Source organism: Zoogloea sp. (genome assembly GCF_028689785.1).
Taxonomy (GTDB): Bacteria; Pseudomonadota; Gammaproteobacteria; order Burkholderiales; family Rhodocyclaceae; genus Zoogloea.
The window spans coordinates 20,132-43,120 of sequence record NZ_JAQVCN010000042.1; the positions used below are offsets into that span (position 1 = coordinate 20,132).

Genomic DNA, 22,989 nt, shown 5'->3' on the forward strand with positions numbered 1-22,989 from the left:
GGCGTTCAGCCCGGAGTCGACAGCCAGCGGGCCAGGGCGGCGAACAGCAGGTCAGGCTCGACCGGCTTGGCGACAAAATCATTCATGCCGGACTGCAGGCAGCGCTGTCGGTCTTCGTCGAAGGCATTGGCCGTCATGGCGATGATCGGTGTGGTCTGGTGGTGGGGCAGGGTGCGGATCAGCGCGGTGGCCTCTAGGCCGCCCATCTCCGGCATCTGCATGTCCATCAGGATCAGGGCGTAGTGGGTGCCGGCGGCGCGCTCCACGGCCAGCCGGCCGTTGGCGGCCACGTCCACCTGCAGGCCGGATTCGCTCAACAGCTCCAGCGCCACTTCCTGGTTCACCAGATCGTCCTCGACCAACAGCACCCGGGCACCGGCGTGCAGGCGCCGGATACTCTCCTCGGCGGTGGCGCAGATGAGGTCCGGGCCCGGGGCCGGCTGTTCGCCGAGACCCAGGCGAGCGGTGAACCAGAAGGTGCTGCCCACGCCGGGCGTGCTGTCCATCCCGGCGTCACCCCCCATCAGGCGGGCCAGGGGCCGCGGCGCACGTGTTCGCGCAGGGCTTCGTAGCTCGCATCGGCGACGATCAGGCTTTGCAGCGGGCGGTCGATGTCGATGAGTTCGTGAATGGCAACGCGGCCCTTGTAGCCGCTGTCGTAGCAGTTGCGGCAGCCGCGCCCGCGGGCCAGCATCACCTGGCCGCGGCGCTGCCATTCAAAGCGCTCCACCAGCTCGGGGGGGGCGATGTAGGTGCTGCGGCACTCGGGGCAGATGCGCCGCACCAGGCGCTGAGCCATCACGCCGATCAGGGCCGAGGACAGCAGGTAGGGTTCGACGCCCATGTCCACCAGCCGCGCCACCGCGCCGATGGCGTCGTTGGTATGCAGGGTGGACAGCACCAGGTGGCCGGTGAGGGCGGCCTGTACGGCGATCTCGGCGGTCTGACGGTCGCGGATCTCGCCCACCATGATGATGTCCGGGTCCTGGCGCAGGACGTGGCGCAGGATCCGCGGAAAGGTCAGCCCGACGGCCTCGTTCACCTGGTTCTGATTGATGATGTCGAGCTGGTACTCCACCGGATCTTCGATGGTGACGATGTTCTTCTCGATGCTGCGCAGGTGGTCGATGGCGCCGTAGAGGGTGGTGGTCTTGCCGCTGCCGGTGGGGCCGGTGACCAGCAGCAGGCCATGGCTGCGCCCGAGCAGGCGGCGGAAGCGGCCGAGGTTGCCTTCGGCCAGGCCGAGGCGGTGCAGGTCGAGCACGGTGCTGCCCTTGTCCAGCACCCGCAGCACCACCTTTTCGCCATAGATGCCGGGCAGGGACGAGAAGCGCAGGTCTACGGTGCGGCCCTGGGTGGACACCTGGATGCGGCCGTCCTGGGGCAGGCGGCGTTCGGCGATGTCCAGATTGGCCATCACCTTGAGGCGTGAGATCAGGGCCGGAAAGAGATCGGGCCGCGGGTTCATGACCTCGTAGAGAACCCCGTCGATTCGGAAGCGCACCCGCGCCTTGGCCCGGAACAGCTCCAGGTGGATGTCGCTGGCGTTGTCGTGGATGGCGCGCTGGATGATGGAGTTGACCAGGTTGATCACCGGGCTGCCGGCGGCCAGCTCGTCGATGGTGTTGGCGTCGCCGGCGTGGCCGCCGTTCTCCACCAGCTCCAGGTCCATGGCCTTGCCGTCGATCAGGTCGGGGTCGTAGGCCGAGCCCGAGTAGGCCTCGAAGAGACTCTTCTGGATGGCGTCGGCCGCGGCCAGCACCCAGCGCAAGCGGCAGCCGCTGGCCCGCTCGATCTCGTCGGCCACCGGCATCGACTGGGGGTCGGTGGTGGCCAGGGTGAGCTCGTTGCCGACCCGGAACATGGGCAGCACGCCCAGGCGGCGCGCCATGTCCTGGGGCAGGGCTTCGGCGATGCTGGGGTCGAAGAGGCCCGGGCGCATGGCCAGGTAGGGGACGCCCAGTTGCAGGGACAGGGCCTGCAGCAGTTCGTGTTCGGGGACCCAGCCCTTTTCGATGAGGATGCGCCCGATGCGCAGGCCGAGCTGGCGCTGCAGGCGGGCAGCTTCGGCCAGTTGCTCGGTGGTGGCCAGGCCGCGTTCGATCAGGATGTCACCGAGGCGCGGGTTGCCGCTGGTGACTGGCGGAGTGCTTGCGGCGTCGCTGGTGCCGCTGTCGAAGACTTCGAGCCGCTGGTTCAGGCCGGTGGCCAGCAGGATGTCGGCGATCAGCGGGTTGGGCGCGTTCAGGCGCAGCCAGCCGCCCAGCCCGGCCACACGGGCGCTGCAGGCGAGGAGCTGAGCGAGGGCCTGGCTGGACAGCAGGGTGACCTTGCCCAGGTCGAGCACCACCCGCAGTTCGTGGCTGGTGATGCAGGCCTCGATGGCCGTGCCGAGGTTGCCCACGGCCCCGCCGTCGTGCAGTGCGCCTTCGGGCGCGAGGTAGGTGAGGGTGCCCGCGCGGGTGCGGACGATGTCCTTACTGATCGTCCCACTCCCGTCGCACGCCCAGGCGCATCAGCAGCGCCGGATCGTCGTCGCAGATGCGCAGGAAGACGTCGAGGAGCTCCGGGTCGAGTTGGGTGCCACTGACCCGCGTCATCTCCTTGACCGCCGCTTCGTGGGTGCTGCCGGCCCGGTAGGCGCGGGAGCTGGTGATGCTGTCGTAGGTGTCAGCAACGGCGATGACGCGCGCCAACAGGGGGATGTTGGTGCCCCGCAGGCCATGGGGGTAGCCGGTGCCGTCGAACTTTTCCTGGTGGTGCCGGGCGCCGTCGATGGCGCCCTTGAGGCGGTCCACGTGGCGCAGGATCTCGTAGGAGCGCTCGGGGTGTACCTTGATGAAAGTGTATTCGTCGGCGGTCAGGCGGCCAGGCTTGCACAGCACCGCGTCGGGAATGCCGATCTTGCCGACGTCGTGGAGCAGGGAGCCCCAGTGCAGGTTCTCCATCTCTTCGCTGCGCAGGCGGAGGCCCTGGCCGAGGCGCATGGACAGCAGGTGCACCCGCTCGGAGTGGCCGCGGGTGTACGGGTCCTTGGCCTCCACGGCTTCGATGAGGGCTGCCGCCATCTGCTCCGTGAAGCGCCGCATCTCGGCGAACATGCCCTGCATGTGCATCACGTTGGCGATCTGGTGGGCCATCACCTCGCCCAGGCGCCGGTCGCTGTTGGAGAAGTCGGTCTTGTCGTCGTGGTTGAGCAGCACCAGCATGGCCGGCATGTCGAGGCCCTGGAACACCGGGCAGGCCAGCACCTTGTAGGGCATGTCGGTGAAGATGTAGGCGCGCCGTGGGTCTGGCCGGTCGTTGATGACGATGGTGGTGCGGCTGGAGGCAACGAAGCGGAACAGGTCGCCGCGCATTTCCACCAGAACCAGGTCCAGGTTGTGGATGGGCTTGCTGAGGTTGGTGGCGGCGATGGTGACGTTGTCCGCCGGGCGGACGAAACAGGCCACATCGGCGTTGAGCTGCTCGGCGCAGCTCTGCAGCAGATCCTGCAGCACCTCGGTGCCCAAGTCCTGGTTGGCCAGGTGCCGGTCGATCTCGTAGACCAGGTGCAGTTCTTCGTAGCGCTCGGCCAGCTCGCCGGCCAGCTGGTCCATCTCGGCGTTGAGGTGGGTGGCGTCGTCGAGGGCGGCGGCCACGTCGTCCATGGCGTCGGAGAGGGCGTCGAGTTCGATGTCGGTGGGGGCTTCGCCGGCCTTCGCCATGGCCAGCAGCCAGCCGTCGCCGCCAGCCTCGGGCAGGGCTACGCTGCGGGTGAACAGGTCACCGGCCGGGGTCGGCTGGCGCTGCATGCCGGGGGGGCGGGCCGGGGGAGCCGCGGACAGGCTGGCGAGGGCCTCGGCGAGGCGGCCGTCGCTGCTGCCGGGCCACACCAGGCCGGCCTCGGGGCTGCCGATGCCCACCGTGAAGCGCTCTCCGGCGCTGTGCTGGAGCCAGCGCCCGTAGCGGGCCACGCCGGCGGTTCGGGCGTCAGACATGCTTCTTCTCCGGGCTGAGCATCTGGGCGAGAAGGGCGGCGATGCGGCGTGGGCTGACCGGTTTTTCGAGGAACTCGATGCCCCCCAGGGCCTGGGCCCAGGCGCGTTGGTCACGGGCGGTCATCGAGGTCATCACCAGGATCGGAAAGGGGCGGGTGGGGTAGCGGGCATGGAGTTCGTGGCACAGGGCCTCGCCGCCCATGCCGGGCATCTGGATGTCGGTGATCATTACGTCGGGGGGATTGGCGGCGATGGCCCGCAGGGCTTCGGCGCCGTCCTGGGCGGCTTCGATGCTCCAGCCTTCCCGGGCCAGGCTGACGCGCAGCACCCGGGCTACGTGGGGTTCGTCGTCAACGACGAGCAGACGTTTCATGCGGCTCTCAGCAGAACATGGGGTTTGCGGAAACTCAGGCTGACCCGGGTTCCCTGGTTGGGTTGGCTGACCACGTTGATTTGGCCCTGGTGCATCTCGACGATCTGGCGTGCCAGGTACAAGCCCAGGCCATGGCCGCCGCGGGACACGGCCTCCTGATCGGCGGAGCGGTAGAACTTGTCGAAGATCCGTTCCAGATCAGCGGCGGGGATGCCGATGCCGCTGTCCTGGACGGCGATCACGATACGCTCGTCGCTCTCTTCGGCGGACAGGATGATCTCGCCGCCGGCCTTGTTGTATTTGGCCGCGTTGGTAAGCAGGTTGTTGAGGGCGATGCGCAGCAGGTCCTTGTCCAGCTCCACCGGCGGCAGCTCGGCGGGCACATCGACGCGCAGCTGCAGGCCTTGGGCGCAGCCGCTGTTGGCGAGGTGGGCCATGCAGTCATTGAGCAGGTCGCCGAGGCGCGCCCACTGGCGGTCGATGACGATGCTGCCGGCTTCGATGCGGGAAATGTTGAGCAGGTTGTTGATCAGGGTGGCGGCCCGCTCGGCTTCGTCGCAGAGGGTATTGATCGCGTCGACCCGGGTCTCCTCGGCCAGCTCGGGCTCGTCCCGCAGCAGCTCGCCGTAGAGGCTGATGTTGGCCAGCGGTGTCTTCAGTTCGTGGGCGACGTGGGCGATGAACTCGTCGCGGGCGCGGGCGGCGAGGAGCTGGTCGGTGGTCTCCCGCAGGACCAGCAGGGTACCCAGGCGGCGGGTGGCATCGCGGGGGGCGAACAAGGGCAGGGCCCACACGCTGACGCGCCGGTTGTCGTCGCCGCCCGGCGGGTAGCTGGCGGTGTGGTGGGCCGGGCTGTGGCCGCTGACCAGAGGGGCGAGCACGCCCAGAATGTCCGGGGCGAGGGCCCAGCCGGCCGGTTCTTTCTGCAGCAGGCTGGCGGGTTCGACGCCGAGCAGGGGGCCGACCTTGGCATTGGCGAACACCGCGACACCGCTTTCGTCGAGAACGAGCACCCCCTCGGGCAGGGTTTCCAGGGCGCTTTCGACTTTCTCTTTCTTGTAACCCAGGAGCTTGACCGAGGTTTCGGAGTCGCTGCGGGTGGCTTCGAGTTCGCGAATGCGTTGTTCGGTGGCGTCCAGAAAGCGGGCAAATCGGCTCACCACGTCTCGGGCCGCGGTGTCGGTGCCGGTGTGGCTGGCCAGGTTCTCCATTCGGCTGCTGAGGGCTTGCAGCGGGCGAAGCTGGCTGCGCAGCAGCAGGAAGAAGACGGGGACCAGCAGCAGCACCGGCAGGGCGAGGCCGGCCAGGAAGGGTAGCTGGGTGTTGCTGAAAGCCATGCTAGGGCTGCGGAAGGCGATGCGGACAAAACCTTCGAGGTGCCCGTCGCGCAGCAGCGGGCCGTGAAACTCGGTGAGCTCAAGGCCGGCCACGCCGCTGTCGACGGGGCCGTGGCCGAACCAGTCGGCCGGCCGGTCGGCGGCCAGGGGCGTGATGACCGGGACGAGGCCGGGGGCGGTGACTTCGGCAAGGATGCTGCCGTGGGCATCGGTGACCACCCCGTAGGCCAGGTTGGCACTGCCATGGGCGCGCAGCACGGCGGCGAGGGGGTTGGGGCGACCGGGGGAGGGGCTCAGGCCGTCCATGGGGATGGCGGTCAGGGCCTTGACCAGCCGGGTGCCCTGTTCCTGCTGTTCGCGGCTTTGCTCACCGGTCTGATGGCGGACGGACAGATAGGCAATCAGCAAAGCCGCAACGATGCAGGCGCAGAGAACGAACAGGCCTGCACGGTCAGTGGAGCTGGAGTGGGGAGGGGGCACAGGGAGGCATCCGGAATAATTCCTGATTTGAATATCGGATGCGGGGCGTCATTCTTTAGGGTTGCGGGTGCCTTTCTCCTGCGATGCGTTGTCGGCTATTTGGCGGATGGACGACCAGTTGATGCCCAGGGGCTGCACCGTGGTCGGGGCCTGCCGGGCCAGCGCGGACTCGATCCAGGCGATCCGCTCGGCGTTGGCCGGGTGAGTCGAAAAGAGGGCGGGGAGCGTGCCCTGGCCGCCCTCAAGGCTGGACAGGGTGCGAAAGAAGTCGAGCAGCCCGTGGGGCGCGATGCGGGCCTCCGCCAGGCGTTCCAGGGCGCGGCGGTCGGCCTCCCGCTCGGCGTCCCGGGAAAACTTGAGTTCGCCCATCTGGGCGGCCCCGCCGCCGAGGGCGCCAAAGTCGCCGAAGAGGGCTGCGACGATGACGCGCAGGCCAGCGCTGCGCACGATCTGGCGCAGGCTGTGGCGCAGCTCCACGTGGGCGATTTCGTGGGCCAGCACGCCGGCTACCTCCTCGGCAGAGGCTGCCCGTGCCATCAAGCCGCTGTTTACCACCACCACGCCGCCAGGGGCGGCAAAGGCGTTGATCTCCGGGCGCTCGGCCAGATGGAACTGAAGTGCTTCGTCTGGTCTTGCCAGGCGTCTGCCGATGGTCTGCAGGGCCTCGTGGGCCGGACCGGCTTCGATCAGCGGGCCCTCCAGGCGGGTGCGCGCCAGCACCGCCTCGCCGATGTGACGCTCGACCTCGGGGGGGATGTGGCTGACCACCCGGTCGGTGAGAGGGTCGAGGGACAGCAGCAGCGCGGCGACGAACAGCAGAGGCAGGAGCACCAGCAGGCCCACGCCGAGGCCGAATCGGTGCCGGCTGCCCCTGCGCTGGCGATCGCCCCCGGTGAAGTGCCCGGGCATGACCGCCCGCAAGGGGGCTGCCACCGCGTCGTCGACGATCAACAGGTGAGGGGCGTCGTGGCCGTCGCCGGCCCAGTTCAGGGCCCACTGGCTGTGGTTGAAGCCCCGGGCCTCGACGCGCAGCCGGGCTGCTGACACCGTGAGGGCCGGAAGGTCGTCCACGGTGACGTGCAGGGCGCCATCCTGCCAGCTTAGCCGCGCCGCGTGGCCATGGGCGTCGCCGCCGGCCGGATAGTAACGGGCCGGGATGGGAGGCGAGGTGGCGGTGCTGGCCGGGGCGGCGCTCACTCGTCGTCGCCGAGGAGGGAGCCCAGGCCGATGCCACCCAGCACTGAACCGCTCTCCTTGCCGCCACCACCGGCCGCCCGGGAGGCCATCACGATGCGGTCGGCCATGCGCGACAGGGGGAGGGACTGCAGCCACACCTTGCCCGGGCCGCTGAGGGTGGCGAAGAACAGGCCTTCACCGCCGAACAGGGCAGTCTTGATCTTGCCGGCGTACTGGATGTCGAAGTCGACGCTGGGCTGGAAGGCAACCACGCAGCCGGTGTCCACGCGCAGGGTTTCGCCGGGGGCGAGGGTCTTTTCCATCAGCGTGCCGCCGGCGTGGATGAAGGCCATGCCGTCGCCGTCGAGCTTCTGCATGATGAAACCCTCGCCGCCAAACAGGCCGACGCCGATCTTCTTCTGGAAGGCGATGCCCAGGGATACGCCCTTGGCTGCGGCCAGGAAGGAGTCTTTCTGGCAGATCAGGGTGCCGCCGACGGTGGATAGGTCCACCGGGACGATCTTGCCCGGATAGGGGGCGGCGAAGGCGACCCGGCGTTTGCCGCGGCCTTCGTTGTGATACACGGTGGTAAACAGGCTTTCTCCCGTGAGCAGGCGTTTGCCGGCGCCCATCAGCTTGCCGAAGAAACCGCCCTGCTGGGCCGAGCCGTCACCGAAGATGGTGTCCATCTGGATGCCGTCCTGCATGTACATCATTACTCCGGCTTCGCCGATGGCGGCTTCTCCCGGGTCGAGTTCCACCTCCACGTACTGCATTTCATTGCCGAAAATCTCGTAATCAACGACGTCCATGGCCATGCGTGTGTCTCCCTTGAATGCATGAAAGGCGGTGCAGCAGTCCGCTGCCCTGAGACAGGCTGCCACAGGAAAGTTGCGTGGGTGAAGGGGGGCTGTACTCAGGCCGGGGCGGGGCTGACAGCCAGGTTTTCCGAGAACTGTTCCTTGATCGCGCAGATGGCGGGCAGGCTGGCCACGAAGGCGTCCACCAGGGCCGGGTCGAAGTGGCGGCCCTTCTCTTCGAGGAGCAGGTTCACGGCCTTGTCCACCGGCCAGGCGTTCTTGTAGGGGCGCACGCTGGTGAGGGCATCGAACACGTCGGCGACGGCGACGATGCGCGCCTCAAGGGGGATGTCCTCGCCGCGCAGGCCTTCGGGGTAGCCGCTGCCGTCCCATTTCTCGTGGTGGGACAGGGCGATGCGGGCGGCCATCTGCAGCAGGGGCGAGTCGTGGTCGCCGATGATCTCCTGGCCGATGCGCGCGTGCTGGCGCATCACCTCCCATTCGGCCGGGTCGAGGGGGCCGGGCTTGCGCAGGACCGCATCCGGGATGCCCAGCTTGCCCACGTCGTGCATCGGCGCGGCGTGCAGGATGTCGTCGGCGGCCTTGTCGCCGAGGCCGGCGGCCCGGGCCAGGATGGCCGAGTAGTGGCTCATCCGCACCACATGCAGGCCGGTCTCGTTGTCCTTGTACTCGGCGGCGCGGCCGAGGCGCTGGATGATCTGCAGGCGGGTCTCGTAGAGCTCGTCCACCCGCACCAGAGAGAGGTGAGTGCGTACCCGGGCCTTGACGATGGGCGCGCTCACCGGCTTGGCGATGTAGTCCACCGCGCCGGCTTCGAAGCCCACTGCCTCGTCCTGGGGATCGGCCAGGGCGGTGACGAAAATGATCGGGATGCGGGCGAGGGCTGCGTCGGCCTTGAGCTGCCGGCACACGTCCAGTCCGGTCATGCCGGGCATCATCACGTCGAGGAGGATCAGGTGTGGGCGTTCCTGGGCGGCCAGCTGCAGGGCCTTCTCGCCGTCCCGGGCAAACAGCAGGCGGTAGTCGTCCTGGAGGATGTGGCGCAGAACCTGGAGGTTGGCCGGCTCGTCATCCACGAGCAGCAGGCGCTGGCGGCGGTCTTGGGTCATGGGGCGGTATCCGCTGGGGGAGTGTTGAGGTGCGCACGCAGGCCGTTGAGCTCGGCGCAGGCCTGGTCGAAGTCGAAGTCATCCACTGCAGCCTGGAGGCGGGCGGTGAGGGCGGCAGGCAGCCCCGCCACCACGGCCGCCAGGGCTGCGTCGTCGAGCTCACCGTGGGCCAGGCGGGCAGCGAGCTGCTCCAGGGGGGCGCTGAGCCGGGCCATGTCGATGTCGGCCGGCTGATGGCTGGTGGCGGTGGTCTCCGGCAGGGCGGCCCAGGCCGCGTCGAGGGCCTGGCACAACCGGGCCGCCAGGGCGCTGCCGGCTTCGGCGTCGCCTTCGTTTCCGCTGGCCCAGGTTTCGAGCTGGCGGGCCCGCGCCGTCACGTCTGGCAGCGACAGGTTGGCGGCGGCGCCGGCGATGCGGTGGCCGAGGGCGCGCAGCGTGTCCTTTGCGCTAGCCGCGGAGAGGGCTGCGGCCTGCTCGGCGCGGTTTGCCAGAAACTGGCGGATGGCGGCTTCGAGGGCGCTCTGACTGCCCCAGCGATTGGTGCCGGCGAGCCAGTCGATGGCGCCGTCGGCCGGGGTGACCATGGCACTGGCTCGCGGGCTGGCCGGCAGGGTCTCGATACCGCAGACCCGGGCGATCTCGGCCTTGAGGCGGGGGAGCTCGATGGGTTTGACGGCAAACCCGTTCATGCCGGCAGCGAGGGCGGCGACCCGGTCTTGTTCGAGCACGCTGGCGGTGAGGGCAATGATGGGGGTCGGTGCCCGGTTGTCGTGGCTTTCGCGTTGGCGGATGGCTCGGGCGGCGGTAAGGCCATCCATGCCAGGCATGTGCACGTCCATCAGGATCACGTCGAAATCCTGCTGCCCGAAGCAGCTGACTGCTTCCATGCCGTCGCTGGCGACGACGATGCGGTGACCTTCCCGACCCAGCAGCAGGGTCAGCAGCTCGCTGTTCTGGGCCACGTCGTCGGCGACCAGGATGCTGAGGGGCGGCAGGCCCTGATCGGTCTGCTCAGGGGGGGCCTGGGGCTTGCCCGGGGCCAGGGGGAGCTGCACGTGGAAGCGGCTGCCCACCCCGGGTTCGCTCTCCACGCGGATGTGGCCGCCCATCAGCTCGACCAGCTGGCGTGAGATGGTGGTGCCGAGGCCGGTGCCGCCGAAGCGTCGGGAGGTGCTTGCGTCGGCCTGGGCGAAGGGGGCGAATATGCTGTCCAGACGGTCCGCCGGGATGCCAATGCCGGTGTCCGAGATGCACAGGTGCAATTGCCCCTGGGCGTGACCCACCTGCAAGGTGACCCCGCCCTGCTCGGTAAACTTGATGGCATTGCCGAGGAGGTTGAGCAGGACCTGCTGGACGCGCAGGGCGTCGCCGATGAAGTGTTCGGGCAGGGTGTCGGGGTAGTCGAGGCGCAGCTCCAGCCCCTTGCGGGTGGCGCCCAGGCGCAGGGAGGCGAGGGTCTGGTCGCATACCGCGCGCAGGGAGAAGTCGGCCAGCTCCAGCTCCATGGCGCCCTTGTCGAGCTTGGCCGTGTCCAGGATGTCGTTGAGCAGGCCGAGCAGGGAGCGGGCGGAGGCCCGCACGGTGCCCAGGTGGCGGCGCTGGGCGTCGTCGAGGGGCGTGTCCATGAGCAGCTCGGTGAAACCGAGGATGGCATTCATGGGGGTGCGGATCTCGTGGCTCATGTTGGCCAGAAAGGCAGCCCGGGCGGCGGCGGCCTGTTCGGCCCGCTCCTTGGCTTCCACCAGGGCCAGCTCCATGGCGCGGCGTTCGGTCATGTCCTGGGCCAGCATGGTGATCTTGCAGATCTCGCCGTTCGCGTCAAAGACCGGGTTGTAGGTGGCATGCATCCATACGCGTCGGCCATCCTTGCCCAGGCGCAGCACGTCGCTGGTGACGAAATGGCCGTTGCGCAGCCCTTCGTCGATATTGCGCCGGTAGGCCTCGCTGCTCAGTTCGGAGGGTGGGCACAGCATGTCATGGGGCTGGCCGCAGAGGTCTTCGAGGGTGTAGCCGGTGAGTTCGAGGAAGGGGGGGGTGGCGGTGATGATGTGCCTGTTGGTGTCGATCTCCAGCACAGCCAGGGCCCGGTTGACGGCGTTGGCCAGCCCTTCGAACTCGGCTGCCCGGCGTCTGGAGTCGGTGATGTCCATCAGTACGCCGTCAATCCACTGCAGCTGACCATGGGCGTCCCGCTTTCCACTCCCGGTTTCCGACACCCAGATTTCTTCCTCCCTCCGGGTGCGCAGGCGATACTCGGTCATGTAGGGGCGGTCGGCAGCGAGGGCCTCATTGACCATGTTCCAGACCTGCATCCGGTCGTCCGGGTGGATCAGTTCGCCGAAGGTGATCCGTCCTGCAACGAAGTCGGCGGCGCGCCAGCCCGTGACCCGCTCGACCGCGTCGCTGATGAAGAGGATGCTCCAGTGCTCGTCCAGGCATGAGCGGAAGCACACGCCGGGCATGTTGTCGATCAGGCCGCGCAGCTGTTGCTCCCGCTCCCGCAGGGCATTCTCCATGCGCTGGCGCTCGCTCATGTCGGAGACGAAGCCGACGAAAAGATCCTCACCGTCGATGGGCACGCGTCCAATCGCCAGACGCATGGGCAGCGGGCTTCCGTCCTTGCGCATGGCGGTCACGTCGCGGCCGGTGCCGATGATGCGGGCCTCGCCGGTTTGCAGGTGATGGGCCAGGTAGCCGTCGTGGCGGGAGCGCTCGGGCTCGGGCATCAGCATGCTCACGTTGCGCCCGATCACCTCGCTGGCCTGCCAGCCGAACAGGCGTTCGGCAGCCAGATTGAAGGACAGGATGCTGCCCCGGCCGTCGATGGTGATGATGCCCTCGACAGCGGTGTCCACCATGGCGCGCAGTCGCGATTCGCCCTGTAGCAGGCGTTGGTAGAGGTAGCGGTAGCGCATGAAACCGTTGGCGGCCACCACCACCAGGCTGGTGATCACTGTGACTGCGGCGATGCCCAGGGCGAGGCGGGTGTTGCCCTCGTCGTTACCGATGCATCCAGGGTCGGGCAGGCCAATGAAGCGGGCGGCGGCCATGGCCACGTAGTGCATGCCGGCGATCGCCAGGCCCATCACCACACCGCCGGCGAGTACGCCGGGCAAACCGCCGAAGCGCGGGTTGCGGGCCAGCCCGAAGCGGATCCACAGGGCCAGTACGGCGAGGATGACGGCCACCAGGATGGAGGCGAGGAACCAGACCGGGTTGTAGCGCAACTGGGCGTCCATCTCCATGGCGGCCATGCCCACGTAGTGCATGCTGCCGATGCCGGCACCGACCAGGGTGCCGCCGAGGACCAGCTGCCACGGATGGATCTCCTCACGCGCCAGGAGTGACAGGGCAACCCAGGAGGCCAGCATGGATGGAACCATGGACAAGGTGGTCAGGCCGGGCGCGTAGTGGATCTCGTTGCACAGGGACAAGGCCAGCATGCCGATGAAGTGCATTGCCCAGGTGGCTACGCCGATGGCGATGGCACCCGTGATGAGGGCCATCTGACGGTATGCAGCGTGGGCTGCGGCGCGGGCCATGCCGGCGAGTTGCAGGCTCATGGCCGAGCCGAGCACCGCGATCAGCAGTGATAGGGCGACCAGGGCCGGATCGTAGGTGCCGTAGAGGAGCAGCGTTGGGTCGCCATCGCGAATGAAGAAGGAGTCGAGCAACACGGGTCTGGGTCGGAAACGGAGGGGCGGACCGCCTGCACGGCGGGAGTCTCGCTATTCACGGACGCAGATGGGCGTACTTGAGCCCGAAATGGGTCAGGGCGCCGGATTGTGGCAGGGCAGGCTGACCTGGAGCAGGGTTCCGCACCCGCTGGCGGGTGTGAGCACGACGACCTGCCCGCCGAAGCCCCGGGCGATCTCGCGCACGATGGGAAGGCCGAGGCCGCCGCCCGGGCTGGTGGCGGTGGGCAGGCGGAAGAAGCGCTCGAAGACCCGCTCACGAAATTCGGGCGGGATGCCGGGGCCGGAGTCCTCCACCTCGATGATGGCCTGATCACCGGTCTTGCGGCAGCGCAGGGTGACCTCGCCGGCAGGCGGGGTGTAGATCAGGGCGTTGCTGACCAGATTGCTGATCATCTCGCCCAGTAGCAGGCGGTCGCCGGTCACTTGGCAGCTCTCCAGCTCGAAACCCAGATCGAGCCCCTGGCTTTCGGCCAGGCGGATCCACTCAGGGCTGCGGTCCCGTATCAGCTCCGGCAGGTCAATGTGTTCAGCCAGGTCGGCCTGGCGGCCGCCAGGTTCGGCGGACAGCAGTACCAGCATCTGGTTGATCAGGTGGCCCAGGCGCTCGATGGCACCGACGCACTGGGCTGTCCGGGTGCTGCGCTGGTCGGGGTCGGGGTCGCGCTGGATCAGTTCGAGCTGGGTGCGGATGCCGGCCAGCGGCGTGCGCAGCTGGTGGGCCGCATTGGCGACGAAGCGCTGCTGGGCGTTGGCGGCCTGTTCGAGGCGCTTCAGGAGCTGGTTGAATTCACTCACCAGAGGGCGGATTTCGCCCGGGGCCGAGCTGGAGTCCAGCGGTGTCAGGGCCTGGTGCTGCATGCCGTGCAGGGCGCGGCGAATGTCCTCAAGGGGGAGCAGGGCGTGGCGGATGCCGAACCAGATGGTCAGCCCGGTGAAGCCGGCGAAGAACAGCAAGGGCAGGGCCAGGGCCACGGCCAGGTCGACTCGCAGCTGGTCGCGCTTGCGGGTGGTCTCGGCGGTGATGAAGACAAAGGGTTCCCCGGCGATGTTGCGGTGGATGGCGCTGACCCGGATGCGGTGCCCACGGAAGTGGGAGTTGAAGCTGACCCGTTCGCCATGGGCCACCTCGCCGTCGGGTGGGTCATGGGGCAGGCCCATGTCGCCGGCCACGAAGCGGCCGTTGGGGCCGAGCACCAGAAAGTAGATGTCGTCCACCCGGTCGGTGCGCAGCACCTGCTCGGCGGCGGCGGGAAAGACGAAGCTCGGTTCGCCGTCGATGACTTCGAGGTGCGGGACGAGGGCCAGGCTGGCGTCGGCCAGGGCCTGATCAAGGGCCTCCATGGCCGGTTGATGAACCAAATGGTAGGCCAGGGGCAGGAAGGTCAGAAAAACCAGACTGGCAGGCAGCAGCAGCCACAGCAGCAGCGCCTTGCGCAGGCTGCGCGTCACGTGGGCGGGTCCTCAAGCATGTAGCCCAGGCCACGCACGGTGCGAATGCGCAGGCCGGCGGGCTCCAGTTTGGTGCGCAGTCTCGATACGTAAACTTCCACGGCGTTCTCGCTCATGTCCTTGTCCCAGGTGCATACGGCGGCGACGATCCGCTCCTTGCTGAGCACCCGGCCCGGATTATCGAGGAGGAACTGCAGGATTGCCCACTCCCGCTGGGGTAGTTCCAGGGGCTGGTTTCCCAGCCAGGCCCGGTGGGCCTCATCGTCGAGGATCAGGGGGCCGTATTCCCGGCGCAGCTTGCCCTGGCCGCGGCTGCGCCGCACCAGGGCGTTGATGCGGGCCAGCAGCTCCACCGCAGCGAAGGGTTTGGTGAGGTAATCATCGGCCCCCAGATTAAGGCCACGCACCCGCTCGTTGAGGGCGTCCCGGGCGGTGAGCATGAGCACGTGGATGGCGTTGTGGCGGGCGCGCAGGCGGGTCAGCAGCTCCAGACCATCCATGCCGGGCAGGCCGATGTCCAGGACCAGCAGGTCGAATTTCTCGGCGGCCAGCGCAGCCTCGGCCAGCTCGGCGCTGCCCACGTAGTCGGCGGTGAAGCCGGCGCCGCGCAGCAGCTGGGCCAGGCCGTCGGCGAGCAGGGGGTCGTCTTCGACGATGAGGATGCGCATGGTAAGGGCCTGGGGGTATGGGTCAGGGGGCCGGGTCCGGCGTGGGGGTGTCTTTGCCGCCGTAGCTGAGCAGTACGGGCAGCAGCAGCAGGGTGAAGATCGTCGCGCTGACGATGCCGCCGACGATCACCACAGCGAAGGGGCGCTGGGTTTCGGAGCCGATGCCGTGGGACAGGGCTGCAGGCAGCAGGCCGAGGCCGGCCATCAGGGCAGTCATCACGATGGGGCGCAGGCGCAGCATGGCACCGTCGAGAATGGCCTCGGAGCGGGGGGCGCCACGGCGGGCGATCTCCATGACCTGCTCAACCATGATCACCCCGTTCTGCACCGAGATGCCGGCTACCGCGATGAAACCCACCGCTGCCGACACCGACAGATGCAGGCCGGCCAGGCCCAGGCCGGCAAAGCCGCCGATCAGGGTGAAGGGCACCATGGACAGCACCAGCACGGCCGGGCGGACGTCGCGGAAGGCCCAGAACAGCAGGGAGAAGATCAGGCCCAGGGTGATCGGTACGATGAGCTTGAGGCGGCCCATGGCGCGTTGCTGGTTCTCGAACTGGCCACCCCAGGTGATGCTGTAGCCCGCCGGCAGGGCTACCTCGGCGGCGACCTTGGCGCGAGCTTCGGCGACGAAGCTGCCCTGGTCGCGGCCGCGGAGGTTGGCCTTGACGATCACGTTGCGGCTGCCGGCCTCGCGCTGGATGCGAGAGGCGCCCTGGCGCAGTTCCACGTCGGCCAGATCGCCCAGGGGGATGCTGCCGTGGCCACCGGGCAGGGCCACGGGCAGGTTGGCGATGTCGTCCACCTGGTCGCGGAACTGGGGGCCGAAGCGCAGGGTGACGTCATAGCGGCGTTCGCCGGCGTAGAAGGTATTGACGGTGCTGCCGCCCAGAGCGGTCTGGATCATGGCGTTAACGTCGGTGACGTTGATGTCATAGCGGGCCAGGGCTTCCCGGCGCAGGCGGATGTCCACTTCGCTCTGACCACCCACGGGCAGGGCGGCCACGTCGGCGGAGCCTTCGATGCGGTTGAGCACGCTGGCGATCTGGCGCCCCTTGGCTTCCAGCACGCTCAAGTCGGGGCCGAAGACTTTCACCGCGATCTCTCCCTTTGCGCCGGAGAGGGATTCCTCGACGCTGTCCTGGATCACCTGGGAGAAGTTGGTCGGTAGTCCGGGGATTGCCTCCAGGCGCCCGGACATGCTGTCCACCAGGGCATCCTTGGTGGCAAAGCGCCACTCGCCGCGGGGTTTCAGGTCTACCAGGATCTCGATGTTATTGGGGCCCTTGGGGTCGGTGCCGTCGTCGGGGCGGCCGACGTGTGTGATCACGGCCTTGACCTCGGGGTAGGAGGACACCACCTCGCGGACCTTGCGCTCGATCTCCTTGGTGTTGGTCAGGCCGGAGGACTGGGGCAGGCTGATGGTGAGCCAGATGTTGCCTTCGTCGAGCTTGGGCAGGAACTCGGAGCCCAGCAGCGGGGCCAGGCCCAGGGCCACCACCAGGCTGCCCACCGAGGCAGCCACCACCAGGCGGCGGCGGGCCTGCAGTCGTAGCAGCAGATTCCGGTAGCTTTCCTGAAGCTTGTGCAGCCAGGGGGACTCCTTCTCCGCCATGTCTTTGTTGAGGGCGTAGGAGAGCAGGGTGGGCACCAGGGTCAGGGTCAGGATCAGACCACCCAGCAGGGCGAAGGAGAGGGTCAGGGCCACCGGAGTGAAGATGCGCCCCTCGACCCGCTGGAAGGTGAAGATGGGCAGGAAGGCGACGATGATGATGGCCTTCGAGAACATGATCGGTGAGCCCAGCTCGACGCAGGTCTGCTTCAGGGCGTGGATTCGCCGCCCGACCGGAGAGCTGATGCCGTGGTATTCGGCGTGGGCGTCCGCCGCGAGGCGCACCATCAGCGCTTCGACCATCACCACCGCGCTGTCAATGATGACGCCGAAGTCCACCGCGCCGAGGGAAATCAGGTTGGCCGAGACGCCCATGGCGTGCATCAGGATGAAGGCGAACAGCAGCGACAGCGGGATGACTGCGGCGACGATGATCGCCGCCCGCAGGTTGCGCAGGAACACCAGCAGGATGGCGGTGACAAGCACCGCGCCGACCAGCAGGTTTTCTCCAACGGTGGCGACGGTGTGGCCGATCAGCTCGGTGCGCTGGTAAATGGGGACGATCCGGTAGCCCTCGGGCAGGCGGGCGTTAACCTCATCCACCTTGGCACGAAGGGCTTCGACGATCTTGGCGGCGTTGCCGCCCTTGGTCATTTGTACGATGCCCTCGATCACGTCGTCCCGGTCGTTGAAGGCGACGATGCCCGAGCGGGGTCGGAAGCCGTAGGCCACCTCGGCCACGTCGCTGATGCGCACCGGCTTGCCTTCCCGGGCCACCACCACCACGTCGCGCACGTCGTCCAGATTTTGGAACAGGCCCAGGGTTCGGATCACCAGGGCTTCGTCGCCCCGGCGCAGCAGGCCGCCGCTGCCGTTGGCGCTGGCGCTGGCGAGGGCCTGGTTTACGTCGTCCAGGCTCACCGAATACTTGCGCAGCAGCTCGGGCTCGATGCGTACCTGGACTTCGCGGATCGCGCCGCCAAAGCTCACCACGTCGGCAATGCCGGGCACCATGCGCAGGGCCGGGCGCACCGTCCAGTCCTGGATGGCGCGGGTCTCCTCGCGTTCGGCGGTGGGCGGGGCTTCGAGTACATAGCGGTAGATCTCGCCCACCGCGGTGGTCAGGGGGGCAAGCACCGGCTGGGCGCCGGGGGGCAGGCTGATGTTCTGCAGGCGCTCCAGCACCTGCTGGCGGGCAAAGTAGTCGCCGGTCTTGTCGTTGAAGGTGAGTGTGACCACCGACAGGCCGGTGATGGATACCGAGCGCAGCTGGGTCATGCCCGGCACGCCGCTCATCTCACGCTCGATGGGCAGGGAGATGGTGCGCTCCACTTCCTCCGGCGCCACGCCGATGGCCTGGGTGACCACCTGGACCTGGACGTCCTGTACGTCGGGGAAGGCCTCGATGGAGATTTCGTTGACCGCGTAGAGGCCGTAGCCGAGGAGGACCAGGGCAGCGATCAGGACAAAGGCGCGCTGGCGCAGGGCCAGGGTGATGAGGGTGTCGAACATGGGGCGTCCTCAGCGGGAGTTGCTGGCCAGCTCGGCGTTGAGCAGCAGGGCGCCAACGCTCACCACCTTGTCACCAGGCTTCACGCCGCTCCACACATAGGCGTCGTTGCGGGTCTGCACGGCGAGGCTGACCTCGCGCTTCTCGAAGACGCCGGGCTCCCGCTCCACGAAGACGTAGTTCTTGACCCCTTCGACCAGCAGGGCGGTGGTGGGGATGCGCGGTAGCTCCTGCTTGGCGTCGGCCAGGATGCCGACCTTGGCGTACATCTCGGGCTTGAGCAGTCCTTCCCGGTTGTCCACCGCCACCCGGGCCTGGACGCGGCGGGTCTGGGGGTCGAGGGTCGGGGCCACGCGGACGATCTTGCCCTCGAAGCTGCGGTGGGGATAGGCGGAGACTTCCACGCTGGCCGATTTGCCCACGGTGACGACGGGCAGGTCGCGCTCGGGCACGTCCACCAGCACCGACAGACGGCTCATGTCGGTGACCACGAAGAGGGGTTCGTCCCGGTCGGTGCGGATCTCCATGCCCGGGTTGATCTGGCGGGTGGCGACGATGCCGGCGATGGGGCTGCGCAGGGCGTAGTGCTGGCTGCCGCTATCGGCTTTGCCACCGGGGGTCAGGTTGGCGAGGCGCAGGCGGGCGCGTTCGGCCTCGGCCTGGGCCTGGCGGGACTCGGCCTCGGCGGTTTCCAGATCACGCCGGGCGATGACTTCGGCTTCGAACAGGCTGTGCGCCCGGGTCAGGGCGGACTGCTTCTGGCGGGCCTCGGCCTGGGCCTTGGCCAGGTCGGCGGCGGCGGTGCCCAGCTCGGGGGCGTCGAGCACGGCGAGCACCTCGCCAGCCTTCACCGCATCGCCCAGATTGGCGCGGATTTCCACTACCCGTCCGGCGATGGGCGCGAAGAGGCGGGCGGTGGCGTTCTCGTCATAGGCCACACGGGCGGCCAGGGGTTCGTCCATGGGCACCGGCGCAATCTCGGTGCGCTCCACCTTGAGCTGGGCCAGTTGGGGGGCTGCGGTGGGGAAGCGCAGTACGCCGGGCTCGGCGGAGGGGCGCTGAATGGCCGGCTCCTCGGGTTTGTCGGGGGCGGCCGGGCGCTGGGTGTACCAGGTGCCTCCGGCGATGACGGCAGCGATCAGGGCGATGAGCAGGGGGCGTTTCATTGGGCGGCTCCGGCCAGGCGCAGCATGAGGGCGGCGCGGGCGAGATCGGCGCGGGCCTGAATCGTTTCGATCCGGGCCGCGCGCAGGTTGCGTTGTGTGTCGAGGTAGTCGGTGAGGCTCATGCCGCCCTTCTGGATGGCGATGTCGGCGCCACGGCCGGCCCGTTCAGCGGCGGGCAGCACCACGTCGCGGATGCGGGTGAGGCGGGCCGCCGCGGCGTCGCGGCTGGCCTGCAGCCTGGCTGATTCGCTATCGGCCGCGCTGCGGGTGGCCTTGAGCTGCGCTTCGGCGGAGAGGTAGTCGGCCTCGCTGCGGGCGATGTCGCCCCGGTAATCGTTGCCGATGAACAAGGGTACCGAGATGCTGAGACCGATGGCGTTGGTGGTGTAGGCGTTGTTGCCGCTGGCCGGGGTGCGCTCGTACTGGGCGCCGATCGCCACATCGCGGGTGCGCTGGGCGCGGGCCAGGTCGCGCAGGGCGTCGGCCTGGGCGAGCCGACTGCGGGCCGATGCCACGTCGGGGCGCTCACCTTCGCCGGGGGCGGGGGCCGGCTCGTCTCCCGGCCAGTCGTCGGAGGTGTTCAGGCTGGCGGCGGGCACCCGGTTGCCGAGGAGCTCGGCCAGGGCGATGCGGGCATGATCGAGGGCCAGCCCGGCCTGGGCCGCATCGTTGGCGACCCGGGCGGCGTCGGCGGCGAAGCGGGCTACGTCCATGCCGGGGAGGTCGCCGGCCCGGCCACGCAGCTCGGCGGCACTGGCGGCCCGCTGGGCCAGGGTGGCGTTCTCGGCGGCGATCCGGCTGGTCTCCCGGGCTGCCCGCAGGTCGATCCAGCGGCTGGCCAGTTCCATGCGTGCCACGCGGATGGTGTTGTCGAGATCGAGGCGGGTGGCCGACAGGTCGTGATCGGCGGCGCGCAGGCGGAGCGCACGCTTGTCGCCACGTTCGACGAGCTGACTGATGCCGATGGTGTTGTCGGTGGGCTGACGCCAGAAGCTGCCGCTTCCCTGGCGGCCGGGGTCGGTGCTGGTGACACCCAGGCTGAGCTGGGGGTTGGGGCGGGCGCCGGCCATGTCGATGCCGGCCCGGGCCCCGGCGACCGCGGCACGGGCCTGGAGGATGGCCGGGTTCGCTTCAAGGAGCAGGGTGTCGGCCTCGGACAGGCCGAGGGAGGTGCTGGTCTGTGCCAGGCAGGCTGCAGGCACAAGCCAGCTGGCCAGCAACAGTCGGAAGGATGTGCGCATGCCATGCGGACCCGGTTGAACAGGCCTGCAGTCTAGGAAGGCTTCCTGTCGATTACCTGAATATTTTCTTGCGCCAAGCTTGCAGACCGAGGGCCGTAGAGGTGGCTGTCGTCTTCGAGGGGCTGCCGACGAGGGGAGTGGGGTGCCTGGCCACCACGCGATGTCGTCAGTTCGGGCCGGGTTCGTCCTGACGGGGCCCGAGGAGCTTGCCGAACAGGCGCTTGATGCGTCCGCGCGAGGGGGGCGCCATGGGCACGGCCGCGGGGGGAGCGAGGGCGGCGCGTGGTTCGCCGGGCGCGGGCGCGATCTGCTCCACATGCCCGAGGGCTGAGCAGGCGCTGTAAAAGGCGAAGACGTAGCGCTGGGGAACCCCCAGGCTGCGCACCGTGTCGCGCAGGCTCAGGCTACTGCGGGACCACAGGCCGGCGATGCGCATGGCTTCCGGGGGCGCCGCGAAGCGGGTCAGATTGGGCCAGCTCTTGAGGCGGATGGGGTGCTCCAGGCTGGTGCCCCGGGGCAGACGCCCGCGGGAGGCCCACAGGGCCAGGTCCCACTCGAGCCCTTCCAGCTGGCGGGGGTGGGCGCCTTCCGGCAGGGCCGCGTCGGGTGTCTGGCTGGCCATGCGCAGGGTGCCGCGGGTGGGCAGCTGGGCCAGGGCACGCAGGGCGTTGGGGCTGCGCGCCGTCCAGGCCTGGCCGGCGCGGGGGTCCAGTACAAGGGCAGCGCCGTCAGCGTCGTCGATGCGGACAGGCCGGCCGATCTCCCGGGCATGGGCGATGGCACGGGCCACCAGGCCTTGCAGGAAGTGCTCGGGGGCGTAGAAAACGGTGGCTCGCGATACCGGGTCGTCCAGGTCGGCATCGGGAAGTGAGCCGACATGCAGCGTCGCCATGCGGGCTTCGATGCAGCGCAGGAGATTGGTCGGGTTGGGGGCCGGGTCGCGCAGGGCGTCGAGGGCGCTCTCGTCAGGGATGCTGTCCACGGTGCCGGCCCGCTCGTCGGCGGCGTCGGGCAACTCGCCTCCTTCGGGGAGCCTGGCGGGCAGCAGGCTGCGGACTTTTTCCAGGGCTGCGGAGAAGGCCGCAAGGCCGACCGGCTTGGTGACTTCCACGGTTAGCGGGTCTGGCTGCCGGCCTGGTGTCTGGGTGGTGACGATCAGCGGCCGGGTCGGGTAGAGCATGCGATGCCCGGCCAGCAGGTAGGGGCCGAGGTCGTTGTCCACGTCAATGAAGGCCACATCGGCAGCGTCTTCCGCAGCGATCCGGCAGGCCCCCGGACCCACGCGCGACAGGAAAATTTCGAAGGCATAGAGCGCCCGGTTGTCCATGCCGGAGTGGCACAGGCGGAGCGTGGTGGCAGCCATGACGGGCATTCTCCCTGGGGGCGTGGGCGGCGAGGCGCAGTGCCCGGCCAGACCCTGGACGGTAGTGGGCGATCTGCTCTGCCCGGGCGGGCCCGCCGGGCCAGTGGGTGCATTGCAGTCTGTCAGGGCCCATTTTATGCCGTATGACCTAAATGTGGGTGTTGATTTGGATATTTTCGATGTTTGTACGGATTTTGACAAAGTGCGTGGGGAGATGTCGGAGACGGTGAGTGCAATGCGCAGTGCCGGAGAGGGCAAAAAAGAATCGGCTCGGGCGCACTTGAAAAGGTCACGGCTCGCCCCTATTATTAGCACTCGTTGGCGGTGAGTGCTAACAGACGCCCCGCCACTCCAGGCCAGTGTTTGGCTGGCCAACGTTTTTGACATGGTCGGGCAGTTTTGCCCGGTTTGAACCGAGTAGGAGAGCACTACATGAAAATCCGTCCCTTGCATGATCGCGTGATCGTCAAGCGTGTTGAAGCCGAGCGCACCACTTCCAGCGGCATCGTCATCCCCGACTCCGCCGGCGAGAAGCCCGATCAGGGCGAGATCCTGGCTGTCGGCAACGGCAAGATTCTTGAGAACGGCGAAGTCCGCAAGATGGATGTGAAGGTGGGCGACCGCGTCCTGTTCGGCAAGTACGCCGGCCAGACCGTCAAGGTCGACGGCCAGGAACTGCTGGTCATGCGTGAAGAAGACATCATGGGCGTGGTCGAGGCCTGAGCCTCCGTTCCCCCTGAACTTCCCCAATCCGCTTTAAAGAATTCCGGAGAAACACAGAATGGCAGCTAAAGAAGTCAAGTTTGGCGATTCCGCCCGTGCCCGCATGGTCGAAGGCATCAACGTCCTGGCCGATGCGGTCAAGGTGACCCTGGGCCCCAAGGGCCGCAACGTGGTGCTCGAGCGCTCCTTCGGCGCCCCGACCGTGACCAAGGACGGTGTGTCCGTGGCCAAGGAAATCGAGCTGAAGGACAAGTTCGCCAACATGGGCGCCCAGATGGTCAAG

Annotated in this window: 17 protein-coding genes; 2 read left to right on the plus strand and 15 right to left on the minus strand. The window is 68.4% G+C overall.

The annotated features are described in order from the left end of the window. Positions 1–5 precede the first annotated feature (5 nt). From PHI64_RS16330 to PHI64_RS16400, 15 genes are all read right to left on the minus strand, one after another. On the minus strand, positions 6–506 hold the full coding sequence (locus PHI64_RS16330; protein ID WP_299884844.1) for a response regulator: 501 nt from the start codon (positions 504–506) through the stop codon (positions 6–8). Positions 507–523: 17 nt separating this feature from the next. Next, positions 524–2,404: an ATPase, T2SS/T4P/T4SS family gene (locus tag PHI64_RS16335; protein WP_299884847.1), complete on the minus strand. Its 1,881-nt coding sequence runs from the start codon at positions 2,402–2,404 to the stop codon at positions 524–526. A 73-nt stretch (positions 2,405–2,477) separates the two neighbouring features. After that, positions 2,478–3,980 (minus strand): HD domain-containing phosphohydrolase, encoded by a 1,503-nt coding sequence (locus PHI64_RS16340; RefSeq protein ID WP_299884850.1) that lies wholly within the window; start codon positions 3,978–3,980, stop codon positions 2,478–2,480. Beyond that, the gene (locus PHI64_RS16345; RefSeq protein WP_299884853.1) at positions 3,973–4,353 is read right to left on the minus strand and encodes a response regulator; all 381 of its coding nucleotides are present in this window, start codon (positions 4,351–4,353) and stop codon (positions 3,973–3,975) included. Before PHI64_RS16345 ends, PHI64_RS16340 begins: the two co-directional genes overlap by 8 nt. Next, positions 4,350–6,170, minus strand: coding sequence for a PAS domain-containing sensor histidine kinase (locus tag PHI64_RS16350; protein WP_299884856.1), 1,821 nt, complete (start codon positions 6,168–6,170; stop codon positions 4,350–4,352). Before PHI64_RS16350 ends, PHI64_RS16345 begins: the two co-directional genes overlap by 4 nt. Positions 6,171–6,218: 48 nt before the next feature. Beyond that, positions 6,219–7,367: a M48 family metallopeptidase gene (locus PHI64_RS16355; RefSeq protein ID WP_299884859.1), complete on the minus strand. Its 1,149-nt coding sequence runs from the start codon at positions 7,365–7,367 to the stop codon at positions 6,219–6,221. Then, positions 7,364–8,164 (minus strand): TIGR00266 family protein, encoded by an 801-nt coding sequence (locus PHI64_RS16360; RefSeq protein WP_299884862.1) that lies wholly within the window; start codon positions 8,162–8,164, stop codon positions 7,364–7,366. The genes PHI64_RS16355 and PHI64_RS16360 overlap by 4 nt, the downstream gene beginning before the upstream one ends. A 98-nt stretch (positions 8,165–8,262) precedes the next feature. Further along, positions 8,263–9,276 carry a two-component system response regulator gene (locus PHI64_RS16365; RefSeq protein ID WP_299884865.1) on the minus strand — a complete coding sequence of 338 codons (1,014 nt, stop codon included), beginning with the start codon at positions 9,274–9,276 and terminating at the stop codon, positions 8,263–8,265. After that, a complete protein-coding gene (locus tag PHI64_RS16370) occupies positions 9,273–12,953 on the minus strand; it encodes a PAS domain S-box protein (protein ID WP_299884867.1) in 3,681 nt (1,226 codons plus the stop codon). Before PHI64_RS16370 ends, PHI64_RS16365 begins: the two co-directional genes overlap by 4 nt. A gap of 93 nt (positions 12,954–13,046) precedes the next feature. Then, positions 13,047–14,423, minus strand: a complete 1,377-nt coding sequence (locus PHI64_RS16375; protein ID WP_299884870.1) for a sensor histidine kinase — start codon at positions 14,421–14,423, stop codon at positions 13,047–13,049. Then, positions 14,420–15,091, minus strand: a complete 672-nt coding sequence (locus PHI64_RS16380; protein WP_299884873.1) for a response regulator transcription factor — start codon at positions 15,089–15,091, stop codon at positions 14,420–14,422. Before PHI64_RS16380 ends, PHI64_RS16375 begins: the two co-directional genes overlap by 4 nt. A 22-nt stretch (positions 15,092–15,113) precedes the next feature. Then, positions 15,114–18,215 (minus strand): CusA/CzcA family heavy metal efflux RND transporter, encoded by a 3,102-nt coding sequence (locus PHI64_RS16385; protein WP_299884876.1) that lies wholly within the window; start codon positions 18,213–18,215, stop codon positions 15,114–15,116. 9 nt (positions 18,216–18,224) lie between these two features. Further along, positions 18,225–19,379: an efflux RND transporter periplasmic adaptor subunit gene (locus tag PHI64_RS16390; protein ID WP_299884879.1), complete on the minus strand. Its 1,155-nt coding sequence runs from the start codon at positions 19,377–19,379 to the stop codon at positions 18,225–18,227. Beyond that, positions 19,376–20,620 carry a TolC family protein gene (locus PHI64_RS16395; RefSeq protein ID WP_299884883.1) on the minus strand — a complete coding sequence of 415 codons (1,245 nt, stop codon included), beginning with the start codon at positions 20,618–20,620 and terminating at the stop codon, positions 19,376–19,378. The genes PHI64_RS16390 and PHI64_RS16395 overlap by 4 nt, the downstream gene beginning before the upstream one ends. A gap of 166 nt (positions 20,621–20,786) precedes the next feature. After that, the gene (locus tag PHI64_RS16400) at positions 20,787–21,983 is read right to left on the minus strand and encodes a hypothetical protein (protein WP_299884884.1); all 1,197 of its coding nucleotides are present in this window, start codon (positions 21,981–21,983) and stop codon (positions 20,787–20,789) included. Between the two features lie 432 nt (positions 21,984–22,415). On the opposite strand from PHI64_RS16400, the gene groES reads away from it, so the two are divergent. Next, positions 22,416–22,706: a co-chaperone GroES gene (gene groES, locus PHI64_RS16405; RefSeq protein WP_296568564.1), complete on the plus strand. Its 291-nt coding sequence runs from the start codon at positions 22,416–22,418 to the stop codon at positions 22,704–22,706. A gap of 58 nt (positions 22,707–22,764) precedes the next feature. Then, a partial coding sequence (locus tag PHI64_RS16410; RefSeq protein WP_299884889.1) for a TCP-1/cpn60 chaperonin family protein occupies positions 22,765–22,989 on the plus strand: 225 nt, incomplete at its 3' end.

Bases quoted from the DNA above. Each gene is read 5' to 3' on its own strand.
- PHI64_RS16330 (WP_299884844.1), bottom strand. From the start codon at position 506: ATGGACAGCACGCCCGGCGTGGGCAGCACCTTCTGGTTCACCGCTCGC.
- PHI64_RS16340 (WP_299884850.1), bottom strand. From the start codon at position 3,980: ATGTCTGACGCCCGAACCGCCGGCGTGGCCCGCTACGGGCGCTGGCTC.
- PHI64_RS16345 (WP_299884853.1), bottom strand. From the start codon at position 4,353: ATGAAACGTCTGCTCGTCGTTGACGACGAACCCCACGTAGCCCGGGTG.
- PHI64_RS16360 (WP_299884862.1), bottom strand. From the start codon at position 8,164: ATGGCCATGGACGTCGTTGATTACGAGATTTTCGGCAATGAAATGCAG.
- PHI64_RS16365 (WP_299884865.1), bottom strand. From the start codon at position 9,276: ATGACCCAAGACCGCCGCCAGCGCCTGCTGCTCGTGGATGACGAGCCG.
- PHI64_RS16380 (WP_299884873.1), bottom strand. From the start codon at position 15,091: ATGCGCATCCTCATCGTCGAAGACGACCCCCTGCTCGCCGACGGCCTG.
- PHI64_RS16385 (WP_299884876.1), bottom strand. From the start codon at position 18,215: ATGTTCGACACCCTCATCACCCTGGCCCTGCGCCAGCGCGCCTTTGTC.
- PHI64_RS16390 (WP_299884879.1), bottom strand. From the start codon at position 19,379: ATGAAACGCCCCCTGCTCATCGCCCTGATCGCTGCCGTCATCGCCGGA.
- PHI64_RS16395 (WP_299884883.1), bottom strand. From the start codon at position 20,620: ATGCGCACATCCTTCCGACTGTTGCTGGCCAGCTGGCTTGTGCCTGCA.
- PHI64_RS16400 (WP_299884884.1), bottom strand. From the start codon at position 21,983: ATGGCTGCCACCACGCTCCGCCTGTGCCACTCCGGCATGGACAACCGG.
- groES (WP_296568564.1), top strand. From the start codon at position 22,416: ATGAAAATCCGTCCCTTGCATGATCGCGTGATCGTCAAGCGTGTTGAA.